The 14,509-nt window shown below is 64.9% G+C and carries 19 protein-coding genes; 11 read left to right on the forward strand and 8 right to left on the reverse strand.

What is annotated here, in order from left to right; genetic code table 11:
- Positions 1 to 34 precede the first annotated feature (34 nt).
- Positions 35 to 667: a MarC family protein gene (locus tag ACN0T5_RS15795; RefSeq protein WP_417769567.1), complete on the forward strand. Its 633-nt coding sequence runs from the start codon at positions 35 to 37 to the stop codon at positions 665 to 667.
- A gap of 2 nt (positions 668 to 669) precedes the next feature.
- On the opposite strand, the gene ACN0T5_RS15800 is transcribed toward ACN0T5_RS15795, so the two are convergent.
- From ACN0T5_RS15800 to ACN0T5_RS15815, 4 genes are all read right to left on the reverse strand, one after another.
- On the reverse strand, positions 670 to 1,230 hold the full coding sequence (locus ACN0T5_RS15800) for a disulfide bond formation protein B (RefSeq protein ID WP_417769568.1): 561 nt from the start codon (positions 1,228 to 1,230) through the stop codon (positions 670 to 672).
- Positions 1,231 to 1,238: 8 nt separating this feature from the next.
- Positions 1,239 to 1,397, reverse strand: a complete 159-nt coding sequence (locus ACN0T5_RS15805; RefSeq protein ID WP_417769569.1) for a DUF5993 family protein — start codon at positions 1,395 to 1,397, stop codon at positions 1,239 to 1,241.
- Positions 1,398 to 1,498: 101 nt separating this feature from the next.
- Positions 1,499 to 1,894, reverse strand: a complete 396-nt coding sequence (locus tag ACN0T5_RS15810; RefSeq protein ID WP_417769570.1) for a hypothetical protein — start codon at positions 1,892 to 1,894, stop codon at positions 1,499 to 1,501.
- Between the two features lie 24 nt (positions 1,895 to 1,918).
- Complete coding sequence (locus ACN0T5_RS15815; protein ID WP_417769571.1) at positions 1,919 to 2,290, reverse strand: hypothetical protein; 372 nt, start codon at positions 2,288 to 2,290, stop codon at positions 1,919 to 1,921.
- Positions 2,291 to 2,566: 276 nt separating this feature from the next.
- On the opposite strand from ACN0T5_RS15815, the gene ACN0T5_RS15820 reads away from it, so the two are divergent.
- Positions 2,567 to 3,544 (forward strand): cation diffusion facilitator family transporter, encoded by a 978-nt coding sequence (locus ACN0T5_RS15820; protein WP_417769572.1) that lies wholly within the window; start codon positions 2,567 to 2,569, stop codon positions 3,542 to 3,544.
- 126 nt (positions 3,545 to 3,670) lie between these two features.
- Here ACN0T5_RS15820 and ACN0T5_RS15825 read toward each other — a convergent pair whose 3' ends face one another.
- The 3 genes from ACN0T5_RS15825 to ACN0T5_RS15835 all read right to left on the reverse strand — a co-directional run bounded on the left by ACN0T5_RS15825 (position 3,671) and on the right by ACN0T5_RS15835 (position 5,027).
- A complete protein-coding gene (locus ACN0T5_RS15825) occupies positions 3,671 to 4,021 on the reverse strand; it encodes a hypothetical protein (protein ID WP_417769573.1) in 351 nt (116 codons plus the stop codon).
- Between the two features lie 79 nt (positions 4,022 to 4,100).
- Entirely contained in the window at positions 4,101 to 4,661 is a 561-nt protein-coding gene (locus tag ACN0T5_RS15830) for a hypothetical protein (protein ID WP_417769574.1), read from the reverse strand.
- Positions 4,662 to 4,748: 87 nt separating this feature from the next.
- Complete coding sequence (locus tag ACN0T5_RS15835; protein WP_417769575.1) at positions 4,749 to 5,027, reverse strand: hypothetical protein; 279 nt, start codon at positions 5,025 to 5,027, stop codon at positions 4,749 to 4,751.
- Positions 5,028 to 5,166: 139 nt separating this feature from the next.
- On the opposite strand from ACN0T5_RS15835, the gene coaD reads away from it, so the two are divergent.
- The 3 genes from coaD to ACN0T5_RS15850 all read left to right on the forward strand — a co-directional run bounded on the left by coaD (position 5,167) and on the right by ACN0T5_RS15850 (position 6,803).
- Complete coding sequence (coaD, locus tag ACN0T5_RS15840; protein WP_417769576.1) at positions 5,167 to 5,673, forward strand: pantetheine-phosphate adenylyltransferase; 507 nt, start codon at positions 5,167 to 5,169, stop codon at positions 5,671 to 5,673.
- Between the two features lie 86 nt (positions 5,674 to 5,759).
- The gene (locus tag ACN0T5_RS15845; protein ID WP_417769587.1) at positions 5,760 to 6,260 is read left to right on the forward strand and encodes a peptidylprolyl isomerase; all 501 of its coding nucleotides are present in this window, start codon (positions 5,760 to 5,762) and stop codon (positions 6,258 to 6,260) included.
- Positions 6,261 to 6,329: 69 nt separating this feature from the next.
- On the forward strand, positions 6,330 to 6,803 hold the full coding sequence (locus tag ACN0T5_RS15850) for a peptidylprolyl isomerase (protein WP_417769577.1): 474 nt from the start codon (positions 6,330 to 6,332) through the stop codon (positions 6,801 to 6,803).
- Between the two features lie 223 nt (positions 6,804 to 7,026).
- Here the strand turns inward: ACN0T5_RS15850 and ACN0T5_RS15855 are convergent, their stop codons facing one another.
- A complete protein-coding gene (locus ACN0T5_RS15855; RefSeq protein WP_417769578.1) occupies positions 7,027 to 7,683 on the reverse strand; it encodes an alpha/beta hydrolase in 657 nt (218 codons plus the stop codon).
- A 337-nt stretch (positions 7,684 to 8,020) separates the two neighbouring features.
- Here ACN0T5_RS15855 and ACN0T5_RS15860 point away from each other — a divergent pair, with 337 nt between their 5' ends.
- The 6 genes from ACN0T5_RS15860 to ACN0T5_RS15885 all read left to right on the forward strand — a co-directional run.
- Complete coding sequence (locus tag ACN0T5_RS15860) at positions 8,021 to 9,214, forward strand: cysteine desulfurase family protein (protein ID WP_417769579.1); 1,194 nt, start codon at positions 8,021 to 8,023, stop codon at positions 9,212 to 9,214.
- A gap of 98 nt (positions 9,215 to 9,312) precedes the next feature.
- Positions 9,313 to 10,785: a Fe-S cluster assembly protein SufB gene (gene sufB, locus ACN0T5_RS15865; protein WP_417769580.1), complete on the forward strand. Its 1,473-nt coding sequence runs from the start codon at positions 9,313 to 9,315 to the stop codon at positions 10,783 to 10,785.
- A gap of 35 nt (positions 10,786 to 10,820) precedes the next feature.
- The gene (locus tag ACN0T5_RS15870; RefSeq protein ID WP_417769581.1) at positions 10,821 to 11,171 is read left to right on the forward strand and encodes a hypothetical protein; all 351 of its coding nucleotides are present in this window, start codon (positions 10,821 to 10,823) and stop codon (positions 11,169 to 11,171) included.
- A gap of 92 nt (positions 11,172 to 11,263) precedes the next feature.
- Positions 11,264 to 12,019: a Fe-S cluster assembly ATPase SufC gene (gene sufC / locus ACN0T5_RS15875; RefSeq protein WP_306027515.1), complete on the forward strand. Its 756-nt coding sequence runs from the start codon at positions 11,264 to 11,266 to the stop codon at positions 12,017 to 12,019.
- A gap of 17 nt (positions 12,020 to 12,036) precedes the next feature.
- On the forward strand, positions 12,037 to 13,362 hold the full coding sequence (gene sufD / locus ACN0T5_RS15880; protein ID WP_417769582.1) for a Fe-S cluster assembly protein SufD: 1,326 nt from the start codon (positions 12,037 to 12,039) through the stop codon (positions 13,360 to 13,362).
- 50 nt (positions 13,363 to 13,412) lie between these two features.
- Positions 13,413 to 14,509, forward strand: a 1,097-nt coding sequence (locus tag ACN0T5_RS15885) for a cysteine desulfurase (RefSeq protein WP_417769583.1), incomplete at its 3' end; no start/stop codon positions are given.

The raw sequence follows: 14,509 nt of genomic DNA on the forward strand, positions 1-14,509 counted from the left end.
AGGGAGGCAGCCGAGTCGTTTGGGGGGCTGCGAAATGGTGCCGGACTATCTCGTCAATGCCTTCGCGACACTGTTCGTGACCATCGATCCGGTCGGTCTGGCGCCGATGTTCCTGGCCGTCACGGCCGGGGCCACGGCGCAGACGCGCAAGCGCATCGCGATCCGCGCCACGCTGATCGGCGGCGGCATTCTTTTCCTCTTCCTGTTTGCCGGCAAGGGCGTCCTCGGCGTGCTCGGCATCTCCGTGCCGGCCTTCCAGATCGCCGGCGGACTGCTGCTCCTGATCATCGCCATCGAGATGGTTTTCGAGAAGCGCAACCGGCGCAAGTCGGAGACGGCCGAGAAGGCCGTGGCCCACCAGGAAGAGCTGCATGACGTTGCCGTCTTCCCGCTGGCGATCCCGCTGATAGCGGGGCCGGCGGCAATCAGCGCCGTCATCCTGCTCTCCTCGCAGGCGGCCGACACGTTCTCCATCGCCGGCCTTGTCGGCGTGATTCTGGTGATCATCGGCAGCTGCTTCGTGTCGTTCCTGCTCGCCGACCGTATCGAGCGGCTGATGGGCGACACCGCCGCGGTGGTGATCACGCGGCTTCTCGGCGTGCTCCTCGCCGCCCTCTCGATCCAGTTCATCGCCGATGGCGTGCGCGCCATGATCGCCGCCGGCTGATCCTAGCGGAGCAGCTCGTAGACCACCGGATCGTCAGGACAGCTCGCGAACCCGCATTCCAGCACCGTGCTGGCCGTATTGGCGGCCGCGAGCAGCACAATGATGCCGATCGCCAGTCCGCCGACCGACACCCCCGCGATCACCGGCCTTGCGGCATGGTCCCGGACGGGTGCCGGATCGCGCAGCAGCAGCATCGCCGCGCTGGCGGCAATCGCCGCCACGAAAACGATGAATGCCCAGGTGTAGAAATGCAGTCCCAGGAACGGCGCGCCGAAGCCCGGATCGCCCGGCTCGATATGCAGCAGGACCTGGCGCATCGCGAAACCGGCGCCGACGAGGCCCGCCAGCACCGTGACGCCGTAATGGGCCGGATGGGGCCCGCGCGCCACGCTCAGGACCGGCCCGATGGCCAGCAGGAGAAAGCCGGCCCTTTGCAACAGGCACAGCGGGCAGGGCAGTTCCCCGCCGATCAGCTGGTCGGCGAAAGCGACCAGCAGCACGGCTGAAATGCCGAACAGCGCGAAGGCGTTGAGCAACGTCTCGGTCTTGTGGGAGATCATCATCGAAACCTTCAAAAGGACAGCGGAAGCCGGTCGGACGCGTGGTGAAAATAGACGGCGATCGCGCCGGCGAACGAGACCAGCGCCAGCCAGGTCGTCGTGCGCTGCGAGCCTTTCGCGGCGCTCGCCAGCGTCAAGGTCGCAAGAAGGAATACAGCTGCAATATACATCGTGCGTCGAATCCCGGGGTTGAGATCGGAGGAAAGCGGTTGCGCCGCAAGGGGCATCAACCGGCGCCACTGGTAGCACAGATTGTCGCCGTCCGGTCCCGTCAATCCCGACCGCCGGCCGGGCCGAGCGGGACGCTCACGCTCCGGCCGCCGAAGCCGTGGACGCTGTCGCGCGCGCGGACCTCGACGCGGTCCGTCCCGTCCGGGATTGTCACCCCGTTGAGCGAGCGCGTGAAGGGCTGTTCGTCCACATGCGGATGGGCCAGCACTCGTTCGCCGAGCACCGTGCCGTCCGGCGCCAGCACCTGCCACAGGTCGGCATAGTGATCCCAGCCCTCGTCCTCATGGGCGACGGTGACCTCGAAGCGCCAGGTGCCGTCCGCCGACCGCTCCGCCCGTGCGGCGACCACGTCCGCCTCGCCGGCCTGCGCGGCCGGGAGCCAGGGGCCTTGCGCCATGATGGCGGCAAGGAAAAGCAGGGATATGTGTCGTGTCATCGCCCTGTTGCCTCCTGCCTGGGTTCAAAGCTGGCAGTGCATACCGTTCGGAACGTCGATCTCCTGGCGCGGGAAGCGCACTGTGCCTGTCGGGAAGTCGACGATGAAGCCACCATTCGCCCAACCCCAGGTGCCTGTGCCGAAAAACTCGGAAGAGGCATCGCATGATTTACCAAGATATATGGTCTCTGTTCTGGTGACGATTTCCGTCGCGGCGCCTTGTCCCTTGAAGCGTGAAACCGGGTTCACAGAATGTAGGATGGCACCGTTCTTATTTTTTGAATATTTGTACTGATGGCCTTCTGTCGAAAAATACAGGAGCTCGCCTGCGAATGCAGGTGCTGCAATTGAAAGCGCAACACAGATCAAAAGATATTTCACGGCACTGCCTTTCAATCCTGACTGTTTCTTATGATATCTGCTGAACGAGGCGAAACCTGCAGGGCAAACCAGTGTCCGACATGCCTCCGGTTCCTGCAATGCAGAGCGATCTTGACGCTCCGGAGAGCCTCTGCTGCACCCGTGTCATCGCCCTGTTGCCTCCTGCGGGTTGATCTTCGGGGGCTGAACGTCCTTCACTAGCGTCAGAACGGTGTGGACGCGAGTCACGCCGTTTCACATCGGCGCGTTGTTCAGGCGCATCGACAGGCACAGCACAGGGGGGAAGCCCGCATGGCGGCGACCGGTTCGAAGAAAGTCATCTACGCGGCTCTGGTCGGCAACGCGCTCATCGCCGTGACCAAGTTCTTTGCCGCCGCCTATACGGGGTCGTCCGCGATGCTGTCGGAAGGCATTCATTCGCTGGTCGACACGGGCAATCAGGGGCTTCTCTTGTATGGGTTGAAGAAGTCCTCGCAACCGGCTGATAAAAAGCACCCGTTCGGATACGGCGTCGAGCTGTATTTCTGGGCGTTCGTGGTGGCGATCCTGATCTTCGCCGTCGGTTCGGGCATCTCCATCTACGAGGGCGTGCAAAAGATCCTGCATCCCCATCCGATCTCCTCTCCGATCATCGCCTATGTGGTGCTCGGGCTCGCCATCGTCTTCGAATCCGTTGCCTGGTGGATCGCCTACAAGGAGTTCAATCGCTCGCGCGGCAAGCGCGGCATCCTGCAGGCCGTGCGTGAAAGCAAGGATCCGGCGGTCTTCACCGTGCTGTTCGAGGACACCGCCGCCATGGCCGGCCTTCTCGTGGCGCTGGTCGGCCTCGCCTGCGTGCAGATATTCGACCTGCCCTGGCTGGACGGGGCCGCCTCCGTGGCCATCGGCCTGATCCTCGCCGCCACGGCTGCCTTCCTTGCCTACGAGACCAAGGGGCTGATTGTCGGGGAGGGGGCCGACCCGGAAGTGGTGGAGACCATCCGCGCCCTGGTCGAGGCGACGCCCACCGTCGACCGCATGAACGAGATCCGCACCCTGCATCGCGGTCCGCAGGACGTGCTGCTCGCCCTGTCGGTCGATTTCGAGGACAACCTGACCGCCGGCAAGGTGGAAGAGGCGATCCACGCGCTGGAACTCGGCATCAAGGACCGGTTCCCGATCGTCCGCCGGGTCTTTATCGAGGTGCAGGCCAGCCATCACCATGACGAGATGCTGGCGGCCGAAAAGCGCGTTCTTGCCGGCGACCCGGAAGGCGGCGGCGAAGGCTGAGCGTCTTGCCGGTTGAGGCCGGGGCGAGGGAGCAGGTCCTGAAACGGCAAAGGCGACGCCTGCGTCTTGCAGGGCGTCGCCTTTTGCAGTTGTGAGCTTGCGGCCGGATCGCGTCCGGCGATCCGTCTAAGAGCTGGCGGGAATGCGCTCCAGGACGGATGTGTTGGTGGCCGGCTGACGGGCCTCGAAGGTTTCGAAGCGCACCTGCCGCGTCGACCCGTTGCCGCTGATCGCGGCAACGCAGGCCGGCGACCAGTTGCCCCAGCTTTCGCCGTTGCATGCGCCGGGCAGCGCCGAGGCGATGCGGTCCGTCTTGGTGGCCACGACAGGTGTCTCGACAGCACTGGCGGAGGCAATGCGGATCGTCTGCGTGATGCTCACTATGGCGGCGAAAACCGCCAGGGCCGCGACGGTGGCGATTGCCAGGTCGCGGGTCCGGTGGGCATGTGCGTCGCGCTCGTCATGAATGAAGGTCATTGTCGTCACGTCCCTGCTGGTTGCCGTCTTCTGATGGGGTCAGAATGCCCCGGAACCGGCAAGGAAACCGTGACCTGCATCACGATCCGGCAGATTGCGGCGGAAGCGCCGGTTCCGCCGCGAGCGTCGGCATTGCCTCGGCGGGTGCGCCGCCGCTGAAGCAATCCGGGTCCTCCTCGCGGAAGATGATGCCCTCGCAAGCGGGCTCTATGGTCGAGGCGATGGCGCGGGACTGCGTCATCGTCGGCTGCGGCTCGAGCGCCTCGCCGGAAGCTTCCACGTCCGAGAAGGCAACGCCGAGACTGAGCGTGGCGGCGAACACGGCGATGCCGGCGCCCCACATGGCTATCGGTAACGACAGCTGATGAATTTTGTGAATCGTCATCATGAGCGTCATATGGGCACTTTTGGAGCCCACGGCAATATCTTTTCTGTTCAGGAAAGCGTGAACGGAGCGTGCTTGTTTGGTGAACGATTTCAGAAAGTTAAAGGATAGCCGGGCACAAATAAACATGGCTGCCATGCGCAATTTGCATGGCCCTTGGGGCAACTCTGCGCCGATCTCCGGGCTCCACCCGATATCCCGTATATGGTGCTTATCCGGCTTGTCTTCAACCGCACTGCCGCGCGGCGAGCGCATGGCGGCGGGCCGCCTGTATGAAACAAGACGGCGGGTCGGGGAACCCGCCGTCTCGCTGTCGAGAGGTCCGAGGTCAGGATATTCGGATCACTCTGAAACGCGCACGCGCCGAAGGACCGTCGTCGTGCCATCCGTCGAGGCGGTGGTCGCATAGACGGGGCCGGAGCGTGGAACGAGCGCACTGGCAAGCGCGTCGCAGCTCTTGCTGTCGGAGAGGGAGGATGTGCCGCAGGCGATCTGGACCACCCTGGACAGTCGGTCGCCCTTCTTGGCCGCGATACTGTCCGTCGGCTGCATGATGAAGCCGACGCCCGCCACCGCGATGGCGGCAAGGCCGCCAAGGCCCAAAGCTGCAATGCCACGCATGGACGCCTCCTTATGTTTATTGGCAACAGTCTAGCAGAAAACGCGGCGCTGAGAAATAAGTTCCATCGAAGCGTTATTTTTGCCACAGGGGCTCAATCCGGTGCTTGTCTAGGTGCGGCGCCGTCTGTACACAAACGGAATGACTCGCACAGCGCTCTATCCCGGCTCCTTCGACCCGGTCACCAATGGCCATATCGACATCCTGCGACATGCGCTCGACCTTGCCGATCGTGTCGTGGTGGCGATCGGCGTCCATCCCGGCAAGGTGCCGATGTTCTCCTTCGAGGAGCGCGTCGCGATGATCGGCGAGGTCGCCCGCGCGGCCTTCGGCGCCGATGACGCGGGGCGCCTCGAGGTCGTCGCCTTCGACGATCTCGTCATCGAGACGGCGCGCCGTCAGGGCGCCGCCTTCCTGGTGCGGGGGCTGCGCGACGGTACCGATCTCGACTACGAGATGCAGATGGCGGGCATGAACCGCTCGCTCGCGCCCGAGGTCCAGACGGTGTTCCTGCCTGCGTCGCCCGAGGTGCGTCACATCACCGCCACCTTGGTGCGGCAGATCGCGAAGATGGGGGGCGACGTCCGCCATTTCGTGCCGGCGCATGTCGCCGACTGCCTGGCCCGCCGTCTCGCCGAAAAATCCTGACACCGTTTCATTCGCTCCGGGAGCCCATATTGATGACCCGACTGCTTTCCCTGATGTCCGCGCTCACCCTCGTGGTGGCGTTCGCGATGCCGATCACATTGGAGGCGGCCAGCGCCCAGACGGCGGATGCCGAAAACACGCTCTATCTCGACCTCAAGGACGGCCGCGTCGTGATCCGGCTGCGCCCGGATCTCGCCCCCGCCCATGTCGAGCGCATCAAGACGCTGACCCGGCAGGGGTTTTATGACGGTATCGTCTTCCACCGGGTGATCGACGGTTTCATGGCCCAGACCGGCGACCCGACCGGCACGGGCATGGGCGGCTCCGACCTTCCGGACCTTGAAGCCGAGTTTTCCGATGCGCCCTTTGCGCTCGGCACGCTCGGCATGGCCCGTTCGCAGAGCCCGAACAGCGCCAACTCGCAATTCTTCATCATGTTCGCCGATGGCGACTGGCTGAACGGCCAGTACACCGTCTTCGGCGAGGTGGTCGAGGGCATGGAGTTCGTCGACGCGATCAAGCGCGGCGAGCCGGTCCAGAACCCCGACAAGATCGTCCGGCTGCAGGTTGCCGCCGACGCGAAGTGAACAATGACGCAGGTGTGGCCGGGCCGAGCCCGCGCCGCGCTGCACACCACCGAACAAGGAGACGCTCATATGGCTGACTACAAGGATGCGGAAAACACCCTGGTGATGGAGACGACCCAGGGTGAGGTTGTCATCGAGATGCGGCCGGACCTGGCCCCGGGCCATGTCGCCCGCATCAAGGAGCTGGCGCGCGACGGCTTCTACGACGGCATTGTCTTCCACCGGGTGATCGACGGCTTCATGGCCCAGACCGGCTGCCCGAAGGGCACCGGCACCGGCGGTTCGGGCAAGAAGCTGCCGGCCGAGTTCAACGCCGGCAAGCACCTGCGCGGCACCTGCTCGATGGCGCGCGCCCAGGACCCGAATTCCGGCGACAGCCAGTTCTTCATCTGCTTCGACAACGCCTCCTTCCTTGACGGCCAGTACACCGTCTGGGGTCAGGTCCTGTCGGGCATGGAGAATGTCGACAAGATCAAGCGCGGCGAGCCGGTGGTCAATCCGGACAAGATCGTCTCGCTGAAGGTCGCCGCCGACCTCGCCTGATTGGCGGCCGGTTCCGGCCTGGAACCGAAGACGCAAAAAACCCGCAGTCGCTGTTCGCGGCTGCGGGTTTTTTCGTTTCGGCGCGGCGCGGCGCGTCTCGCTGCGGCTGTCCCCGGCGATTGCGACCGGCTGACCGCCGGCCGCCTCACTCTCGGGCTGCAACCGGACTTGCCGCCGGCTGCCTGTCTTGCGCTTTGCACCCGTCCGGAAACGGGCGGGAACTTCAGGCCGGTTCCGTTGCGACCCCGAGCCGCTTGTCCAGATAGGTGCCGCACTCGCCCATCAGCTCGTCCATGTGGTTCTCGAAGAAGTGGTTGGCGCCGGGGATGATCTTGTGGTCGATCACGATGCCCTTTTGCGTCTTCAGCTTGTCGACCAGCGTCTGCACGTCCTTGTTCGGCACCACCTTGTCGGCATCGCCATGGATGATGAGGCCGGAGGAGGGGCAGGGCGCCAGGAACGAGAAGTCATGCAGGTTGGCCGGCGGGGCGGCGGAGATGAAGCCTTCCACCTCCGGGCGGCGCATCAGCAGCTGCATGCCGATCCAGGCGCCGAACGAAAAGCCCGCGATCCAGCACGAACGCGCGTCCGGATGCACCGTCTGCACCCAGTCGAGCGCGGCCGCCGCATCGGAGAGTTCCCCCTGACCGTGGTCGAACGAGCCCTGGCTGCGCCCCACGCCCCGGAAGTTGAAGCGCAGAACCGCGAAACCGCGCTTCGCGAACATGTAATAGAGCTGATAGACGATCTGGTTGTTCATCGTCCCGCCGAACTGCGGATGCAGGTGCAGGATCAATGCGATCGGCGCCGTTCGCGATTTCGCCGGCTGAAAGCGGCCTTCGATCCGGCCGGCCGGACCGTTGAAAATCACTTCAGGCATGGACCACCTCTTGCATGGGGCTTGTGTTCCTTGTTTCTGGCCTCGGGGATCCGGACGGCGCGTTGTCGCGTAAACTCAGGGAAGCTGCTTGGCTCCGGCTTGACTCGGATGCCCCTGGTTCCTACAACTTCTTTAGAATCGTTCGAAAGTTGACGGCTCGCGCCGGGCTTCCTTCGGTTCAGGTGGGCGGTCTGTCGGATCAGCCTGTCCGGCCAGCGTGGTATATAGGCATGTCTTAAACCGATCTCCACGCGGAATTGCAAGGATTGCATCGCACAAGAGGGAAGCCGGGCGCGGTTTTCATGAATGGAGCCGGTATTTCCGGGTTCCGGCGGGAATGGCACGTTTGACGATGACGGATACAGGCAGGATCTATCTCGATCACAATGCGGGGGCGCCGATGCGTCCGTGCGTGGTCGAACTCGTCCGCGACCTGCTGACGCGTGCCGGCAACCCGTCCTCCGTCCATGGCGAGGGACGCGCCGCGCGTGCGCTCATCGAGGCGGCCCGGGCCCGGGTGGCCGGGCTGTGCGGCGTGCCGGCCTCCTGCGTCACCTTCACCTCCGGGGCGACCGAGGCCAATGTCACGGCCCTGTCGCCGCTGTGGAAGGCGGGCAGGGGAGAGCGTCAGTTCACCCGCCTGCTGACCTGTGGCACCGAACACCCGTCCGTGACGGCTGGCGGGCGGTTCCCGGCCGCCGCGCGCGAGCTTCTGCCGGTCGGCGCCGACGGCATCCTTGATGTTGCCGCGCTCGCCGCGCGGGTTCAGGCGCTGTCGGCGGCCGGCGAGATGCCGCTGGTCGCGGCCCAGGCAGCCAACAGCGAAACCGGCGTGCTGCAGCCGCTCGCCGAAATTGCCCGGGCGCTTGACGGCACCAGCGCGATCCTTCATGTCGACGCGGTGCAGGCGGCCGGCCGCATCGCCATCGACATGGCCGGCTGGAGGGCTGACAGCATCGCGCTTTCGGCCCACAAGATCGGCGGACCGCAAGGGGCTGGCGCGCTTGTCCTGCGCGATGCGGGCCTGCGCCCGGCACCGCTTCTCACCGGTGGCGGCCAGGAAAACTGGAACCGTGCCGGCACGGAAAACGTCGTCGCGATCGCCGGTTTCGGCCTTGCCGCCGAGCTGGCCGCGGCGGAAACCGGCGGCTGGGACGAAATTGCCGCGTTTCGGGATGGTCTGGAACGTGCGCTTTGCCATATATGGAGCGACACCGTCGTCTTCGGGGCCGGCGTGCCGCGTCTGGCCAATACCTGCTGCTTCGCCGTTCCCGGCGTCGCGGCGGAGACCGCGCTGATCGCTCTCGATCTCGGGGGCATCGCCGTTTCCTCCGGTTCCGCCTGTTCCAGTGGCAAGGTGGGCGTCTCGCCGGTCCTTGCCGCCATGGGCGTCCCGGCGGATCTGGCGCGCGGCGCCATCAGGGTCAGCCTCGGCCGCGACAGCGGCCCCGGCGAGATCGAACGCTTTCTTGCCGCCTGGCGGCAGATTTCGGGGCGGATCAGGCAGGCAGGCGCGGGACGCGCCGCCTGAGGGTCCGAACCATCACGAACGGGATGCGGCGGTACTGCCGCTCCCTTACATAGTGCGACAACCCGCGGTCCTTGACACCGCAGTGGATGGAGACACGCATGCCTGCAGTTCAGGAAACGATCGACCGCGTCCGGTCGATCGATGTGGATCAGTACAAGTACGGTTTCTTCACGGATATCGAGTCCGACAAGGCGCCCAAGGGCCTCAACGAGGACATCATCCGGTTCATCTCGGCCAAGAAGGACGAGCCGGAATGGATGCTGGAATGGCGCCTTGACGCCTATCGTCGCTGGCTGACCATGAGCGAGCCGACCTGGGCCCGCGTCAGCTATCCGAAGATCGACTTCAACGACATCTACTACTACTCCGCGCCGAAATCCGCGCCGGGCCCGAAGAGCCTCGACGAGGTCGATCCGGAGCTTCTCGCCACCTACGAGAAGCTCGGCATCCCGCTGCGCGAGCAGGAGATCCTGGCCGGCGTCGAACCGAAGAACCGTGTTGCGGTCGACGCCGTTTTCGACAGTGTCTCGGTCGTCACCACCTTCAAGAAGGAGCTGGCCGCCGCCGGCGTCATCTTCTGCTCCATCTCCGAGGCGATGCGCGAGCATCCCGAACTGGTGAAGAAGTATCTGGGCACCGTGGTGCCGGTCACCGACAACTACTACGCGACGCTGAACTCGGCGGTCTTCACCGACGGTTCCTTCGTCTACGTTCCCGAGGGCGTGCGCTGCCCGATGGAGCTGTCGACCTATTTCCGCATCAACGAGAAGAACACCGGCCAGTTCGAGCGCACGCTGATCATCGCCGAGAAGGGTGCCTACGTCTCCTATCTGGAGGGTTGCACCGCCCCGCAGCGCGACGAGAACCAGCTGCACGCGGCCGTGGTCGAGCTGATCGCGCTGGACGATGCCGAAATCAAGTACTCCACCGTTCAGAACTGGTTCCCGGGCGACAGCGAGGGCAAGGGCGGCATCTACAATTTCGTCACCAAGCGCGGCGACTGCCGGGGCAAGAATTCCAAGATCTCCTGGACCCAGGTCGAGACCGGTTCGGCGATCACCTGGAAATACCCGTCCTGCATCCTGCGCGGCGACAATTCGCGCGGCGAATTCTACTCGATCGCCGTGTCCAACGGTCGCCAGCAGATCGACAGCGGCACCAAGATGATCCATCTGGGCAAGAACACGTCGAGCCGGATCATCTCCAAGGGCATTTCGGCGGGCAAGTCCGAGAACACCTATCGCGGCCTCGTCTCGGCCCATCGCAAGGCCTCCAACGCGCGCAACTTCACCCAGTGCGACAGCCTGCTGATCGGTCAGGACTGCGGCGCGCACACGGTGCCCTATATCGAATCGAAGAATTCGACCGCCGTGTTCGAGCACGAGGCGACCACCTCGAAGATCTCCGACGACCAGATGTTCTACTGCCAGCAGCGCGGCCTCTCCGACGAGGAAGCGGTGGCCCTGATCGTCAACGGCTTCGTCAAGGACGTCATCCAGCAACTGCCGATGGAATTCGCGGTCGAGGCACAGAAGCTGATCTCGATCAGCCTCGAAGGCTCGGTCGGCTGACGGTGCGGGTCATGGTCAAGGGAAAGCCTGAGGCCGTGCGTTGCGTGGCGGGTCTTCTGGGCCTGGCGATGTTGGCAGCGACCTGCGCGCCCGCCAACGCCGACCATGTCGTCCTGAATGGCCGGCTCGTGGTCAACCAGGATGACCTGATGCTCAACGTCTACAGGAACAACGGTTGCCCGGTCGCGATCGAGTTTCGTCGTTCCAATCTGGTGGATGACTACTACCAGTGCGAGGGCGAGTGGGACTGGGACACTGTTCGCAAACTGACGCGGTACTACCGGGACAGGGTGAACAAGGCCGGGGAGGTCGACTATTTCGACGTGGTCAACCAGTACCCGAACACCTGCAAGAAGCTGAAATACAACCCTGGAACAGGATGTTGAGGAGCGCGACCGATCTGCTGCCCCTCCAGCCGCACCACTGATGGATCGCGATGGCGATCAAGGACCAGAATACCGAATTACAGGAACCCGAAATGCTTGAGATCAAGAACCTGCACGCCCGCATCGCCGACGACGGCACCGAGATCCTGCGCGGCATCGACCTTGTCGTGAAGCCGGGCGAAGTGCATGCCATCATGGGCCCGAACGGCTCCGGCAAGTCGACGCTCTCCTATATCCTCGCCGGCAAGACCGATTACGAGGTCACCGAAGGCGACATTCTCTACAATGGCGAGAGCCTTCTGGAGCTGTCGCCGGACGAGCGCGCCGCCGCCGGCCTCTTCCTCGCCTTCCAGTACCCGATCGAGATCCCGGGCGTGGCGACCATGACCTTCCTCAAGACCGCGCTCAACGCGCAGCGCAAGGCGCGCGGCGAGGGCGAGCTGTCGACGCCCGACTTCATGAAGCGCGTCAAGGACAAGGCTGCCAAGCTCCAGATCACCATGGACATGCTGAAGCGTCCGCTCAATGTCGGCTTCTCCGGCGGCGAGAAGAAGCGCTCGGAAATCCTCCAGATGGCGCTGCTGGAGCCTTCGCTCTGCGTTCTCGACGAGACCGATTCCGGCCTCGACATCGATGCGCTGAAGGTCGTTTCGGACGGCGTCAATGCGCTGCGTTCGCCTGAGCGCGCCTTCGTCGTCATCACCCACTATCAGCGCCTGCTCGACCACATCGTGCCGGACGTCGTCCATGTCCTGTCGAAGGGCCGCATCGTCAAGACCGGCGACAAGGACCTCGCGCTCGAGCTCGAGAAGAACGGCTATGCCGACTTCGTCGACGCGGCCGCGTGAACAAGCGGGGACCAGACATGACCATCGAACCGCGCGCGCTTGAAACCCGCGCCGAAACCGAACTGACGGAAGCCTGGTACAAGGAGCGCGACGCGCTGCCGGGCAACGAGGCCGTCGCCGGCCGCCGCAAGACCGCCTTCGACGCCTTCCGCCAGACCGGCCTGCCGCACCGCCGCGTCGAGGAGTGGAAATATTCCGACCTGCGCAACCGGCTGAAGAGCGTTGCGCCCTTCGCCGCGCGCCGGGGTGACGCGGATGCCAAGTCCGTGCTGGCCGGGCTCGACAACGTCTATGGCGACGTCGACCGCCACCGGCTGGTGATTGTCGACGGCCACTTCCATGCGGGCCTTTCCGACATGGCGGCGCTTGCCGCCGACGGTGCCAGGGCGCGTCCGCTTGCCGAGGCGCTGGCCGAGGCCGGCGAGGCCCTGATGGACCTGCCGGCGATCGCCACGAAGGATGCCGCCATCGGCCTCAACGCCATCTTCTGCGCCGACGGGCTGGAGCTTGTCGTGCCTGCCGGCGTGACCCTGTCGAAGCCGGTCGAGATCGTCCATGCGCTCGGGCAGGCCGCCGCCAGCACCGCCGAACGGGTGGTGATCCGGGCCGAAGAAGGCTCCGAGGCAACCGTGCTGGAGACCTTCCTCGGCGGCACCGAGGGCACCTTTTCCAACACGCTGACCGACATCCGCGCCGGGGACGGGGCGAAGCTCACCGTGGCCCGTTTGCAGGCGGAAGACGCCGGCACCACCCATGTCGGTACCGCCGTCGTGACGCTTGGCGCCAGAACCGCCGTCAAGGTGATCGGGGCGGGCATCGGCTCCGGGTTTGCCCGTCACCAGGCCTTCGTCGCCTTCACCGGCGAGCACGCCCGTGCCGACCTGCTCGGCATCACCATGGTGCGCAAGGGCCAGCATGTCGACCAGACGCTGGTGATCGACCATGCGGTGCCCAATTGCGACAGCCGGGAGCTGTTCAAGACGGTCGTCGACGACGGCGCCAAGGGCATTTTCCAGGGCAAGATCATCGTCCGCCCGCATGCGCAGAAGACCGACGGCCGGATGATGACCCAGTCGCTTCTCCTGTCGGAAGACGCGGAGATGGCGCTGAAGCCGGAGCTGGAGATCTTCGCCGACGACGTCCAGTGCGCCCATGGCGCCACGAGCGGCGAGATCGACGAGGACCTTCTGTTCTATCTCCGCGCACGCGGCATCCCGGAGAAGGAAGCCCGCACCCTGCTGGTGCTTGCCTTCCTCGCCGAGGCCGTCGAGGAGATCGGCGAGGAGGTCATTGTCGAGGCATTCGAGGCCCGCATCCGCGACTGGCTCGACCAGGCGGCCTGACCTTCTGTGCCTGGCAACGGGCGCGAACTTCTCTCCGGAAGGGGACCGACATGACGCTGACCGCCAATCCCGATACGCTCGCCGCGCCCTATGACGTGGCAGCCGTGCGACGTGACTTTCCGATCCTGTCGCGTGAAGTCTATGGCAAGCCGCTCGTCTATCTGGACAATGGCGCGTCGGCGCAAAAGCCCCAGGCGGTGATCGACGCGGTGACGAAGGCCTATTCCCATGAATACGCCAATGTCCATCGCGGCCTGCACTATCTGTCCAACACCGCCACGGACAATTTCGAGGCGGCGCGCGAGACCGTGCGCCGCTTCCTCAACGCGCCCTCCGTCGACGAGGTGATCTTCACCCGCTCGACCACGGAGGCCATCAACCTCGTCGCCCAGACCTTCGGTGCCGAGCGGATCGGGGAGGGCGACGAGATCGTGCTCTCGATCATGGAGCACCATTCCAACATCGTGCCGTGGCACTTCCTGCGGGAGCGGCAGGGCGCGGTGCTGAAATGGGTCCATGTCCGCGAGGACGGCTCCTTCGACCTGGAGGCGTTCGAGAAGGCGCTGACGCCGAGGACGAAGCTCGTCGCCATCACCCAGATGTCCAACGTGCTGGGCACCGTCGTGCCGATCCGCGAGCTTTGCGCCATCGCAAGGGCGCGCGGGATTCCGGTTCTGGTCGACGGCAGCCAGTCGGCGGTGCACATGCCCGTTGACGTGCAGGATCTCGGCTGCGACTTCTTCGTCTTCACCGGCCACAAGGTTTATGGGCCCACCGGCATCGGCGCGCTGTGGGGCAGGATGGAGCATCTGGAGCGGATGCGCCCGTTCAACGGTGGCGGCGAAATGATCCTCGACGTGACCGAGGAGAACGTCACCTACAACAGTCCGCCGCACCGGTTCGAGGCTGGCACGCCGCCGATCGTCCAGGCGATCGGCCTTGCCGCCGCGCTCGACTACATGGACGGCATCGGCCGCGACAGGATCGCGGCGCACGAGGCCGCCTTGCGCGACTACGCGCATCGGCAGCTGAAGCAGATCAACTCGATCCGCATCTTCGGCGAGGCGCCGGGCAAGGGCGCCATCGTTGCGTTCGAGATGAAGGGCGTGCATGCGCATGACGTGTCGACGATCATCGACCGCGAAGG

It is taken from the genome of Stappia sp. (assembly GCF_048261845.1).
Classification (GTDB): domain Bacteria; phylum Pseudomonadota; class Alphaproteobacteria; order Rhizobiales; family Stappiaceae; genus Stappia.

Excerpts from the sequence above, each read along its gene's own strand:
- ACN0T5_RS15825 (WP_417769573.1), bottom strand. The coding sequence starts at position 4,021 with ATGACCTTCATTCATGACGAGCGCGACGCACATGCCCACCGGACCCGC.
- ACN0T5_RS15850 (WP_417769577.1), top strand. The coding sequence starts at position 6,330 with ATGGCTGACTACAAGGATGCGGAAAACACCCTGGTGATGGAGACGACC.
- ACN0T5_RS15845 (WP_417769587.1), top strand. The coding sequence starts at position 5,760 with ATGCCGATCACATTGGAGGCGGCCAGCGCCCAGACGGCGGATGCCGAA.
- ACN0T5_RS15855 (WP_417769578.1), bottom strand. The coding sequence starts at position 7,683 with ATGCCTGAAGTGATTTTCAACGGTCCGGCCGGCCGGATCGAAGGCCGC.
- coaD (WP_417769576.1), top strand. The coding sequence starts at position 5,167 with ATGACTCGCACAGCGCTCTATCCCGGCTCCTTCGACCCGGTCACCAAT.
- sufC (WP_306027515.1), top strand. The coding sequence starts at position 11,264 with ATGCTTGAGATCAAGAACCTGCACGCCCGCATCGCCGACGACGGCACC.
- ACN0T5_RS15800 (WP_417769568.1), bottom strand. The coding sequence starts at position 1,230 with ATGATGATCTCCCACAAGACCGAGACGTTGCTCAACGCCTTCGCGCTG.
- ACN0T5_RS15820 (WP_417769572.1), top strand. The coding sequence starts at position 2,567 with ATGGCGGCGACCGGTTCGAAGAAAGTCATCTACGCGGCTCTGGTCGGC.
- ACN0T5_RS15805 (WP_417769569.1), bottom strand. The coding sequence starts at position 1,397 with ATGTATATTGCAGCTGTATTCCTTCTTGCGACCTTGACGCTGGCGAGC.
- ACN0T5_RS15810 (WP_417769570.1), bottom strand. The coding sequence starts at position 1,894 with ATGACACGACACATATCCCTGCTTTTCCTTGCCGCCATCATGGCGCAA.
- sufB (WP_417769580.1), top strand. The coding sequence starts at position 9,313 with ATGCCTGCAGTTCAGGAAACGATCGACCGCGTCCGGTCGATCGATGTG.
- ACN0T5_RS15860 (WP_417769579.1), top strand. The coding sequence starts at position 8,021 with ATGGCACGTTTGACGATGACGGATACAGGCAGGATCTATCTCGATCAC.
- sufD (WP_417769582.1), top strand. The coding sequence starts at position 12,037 with ATGACCATCGAACCGCGCGCGCTTGAAACCCGCGCCGAAACCGAACTG.
- ACN0T5_RS15795 (WP_417769567.1), top strand. The coding sequence starts at position 35 with ATGGTGCCGGACTATCTCGTCAATGCCTTCGCGACACTGTTCGTGACC.
- ACN0T5_RS15835 (WP_417769575.1), bottom strand. The coding sequence starts at position 5,027 with ATGCGTGGCATTGCAGCTTTGGGCCTTGGCGGCCTTGCCGCCATCGCG.
- ACN0T5_RS15830 (WP_417769574.1), bottom strand. The coding sequence starts at position 4,661 with ATGCGCTCGCCGCGCGGCAGTGCGGTTGAAGACAAGCCGGATAAGCAC.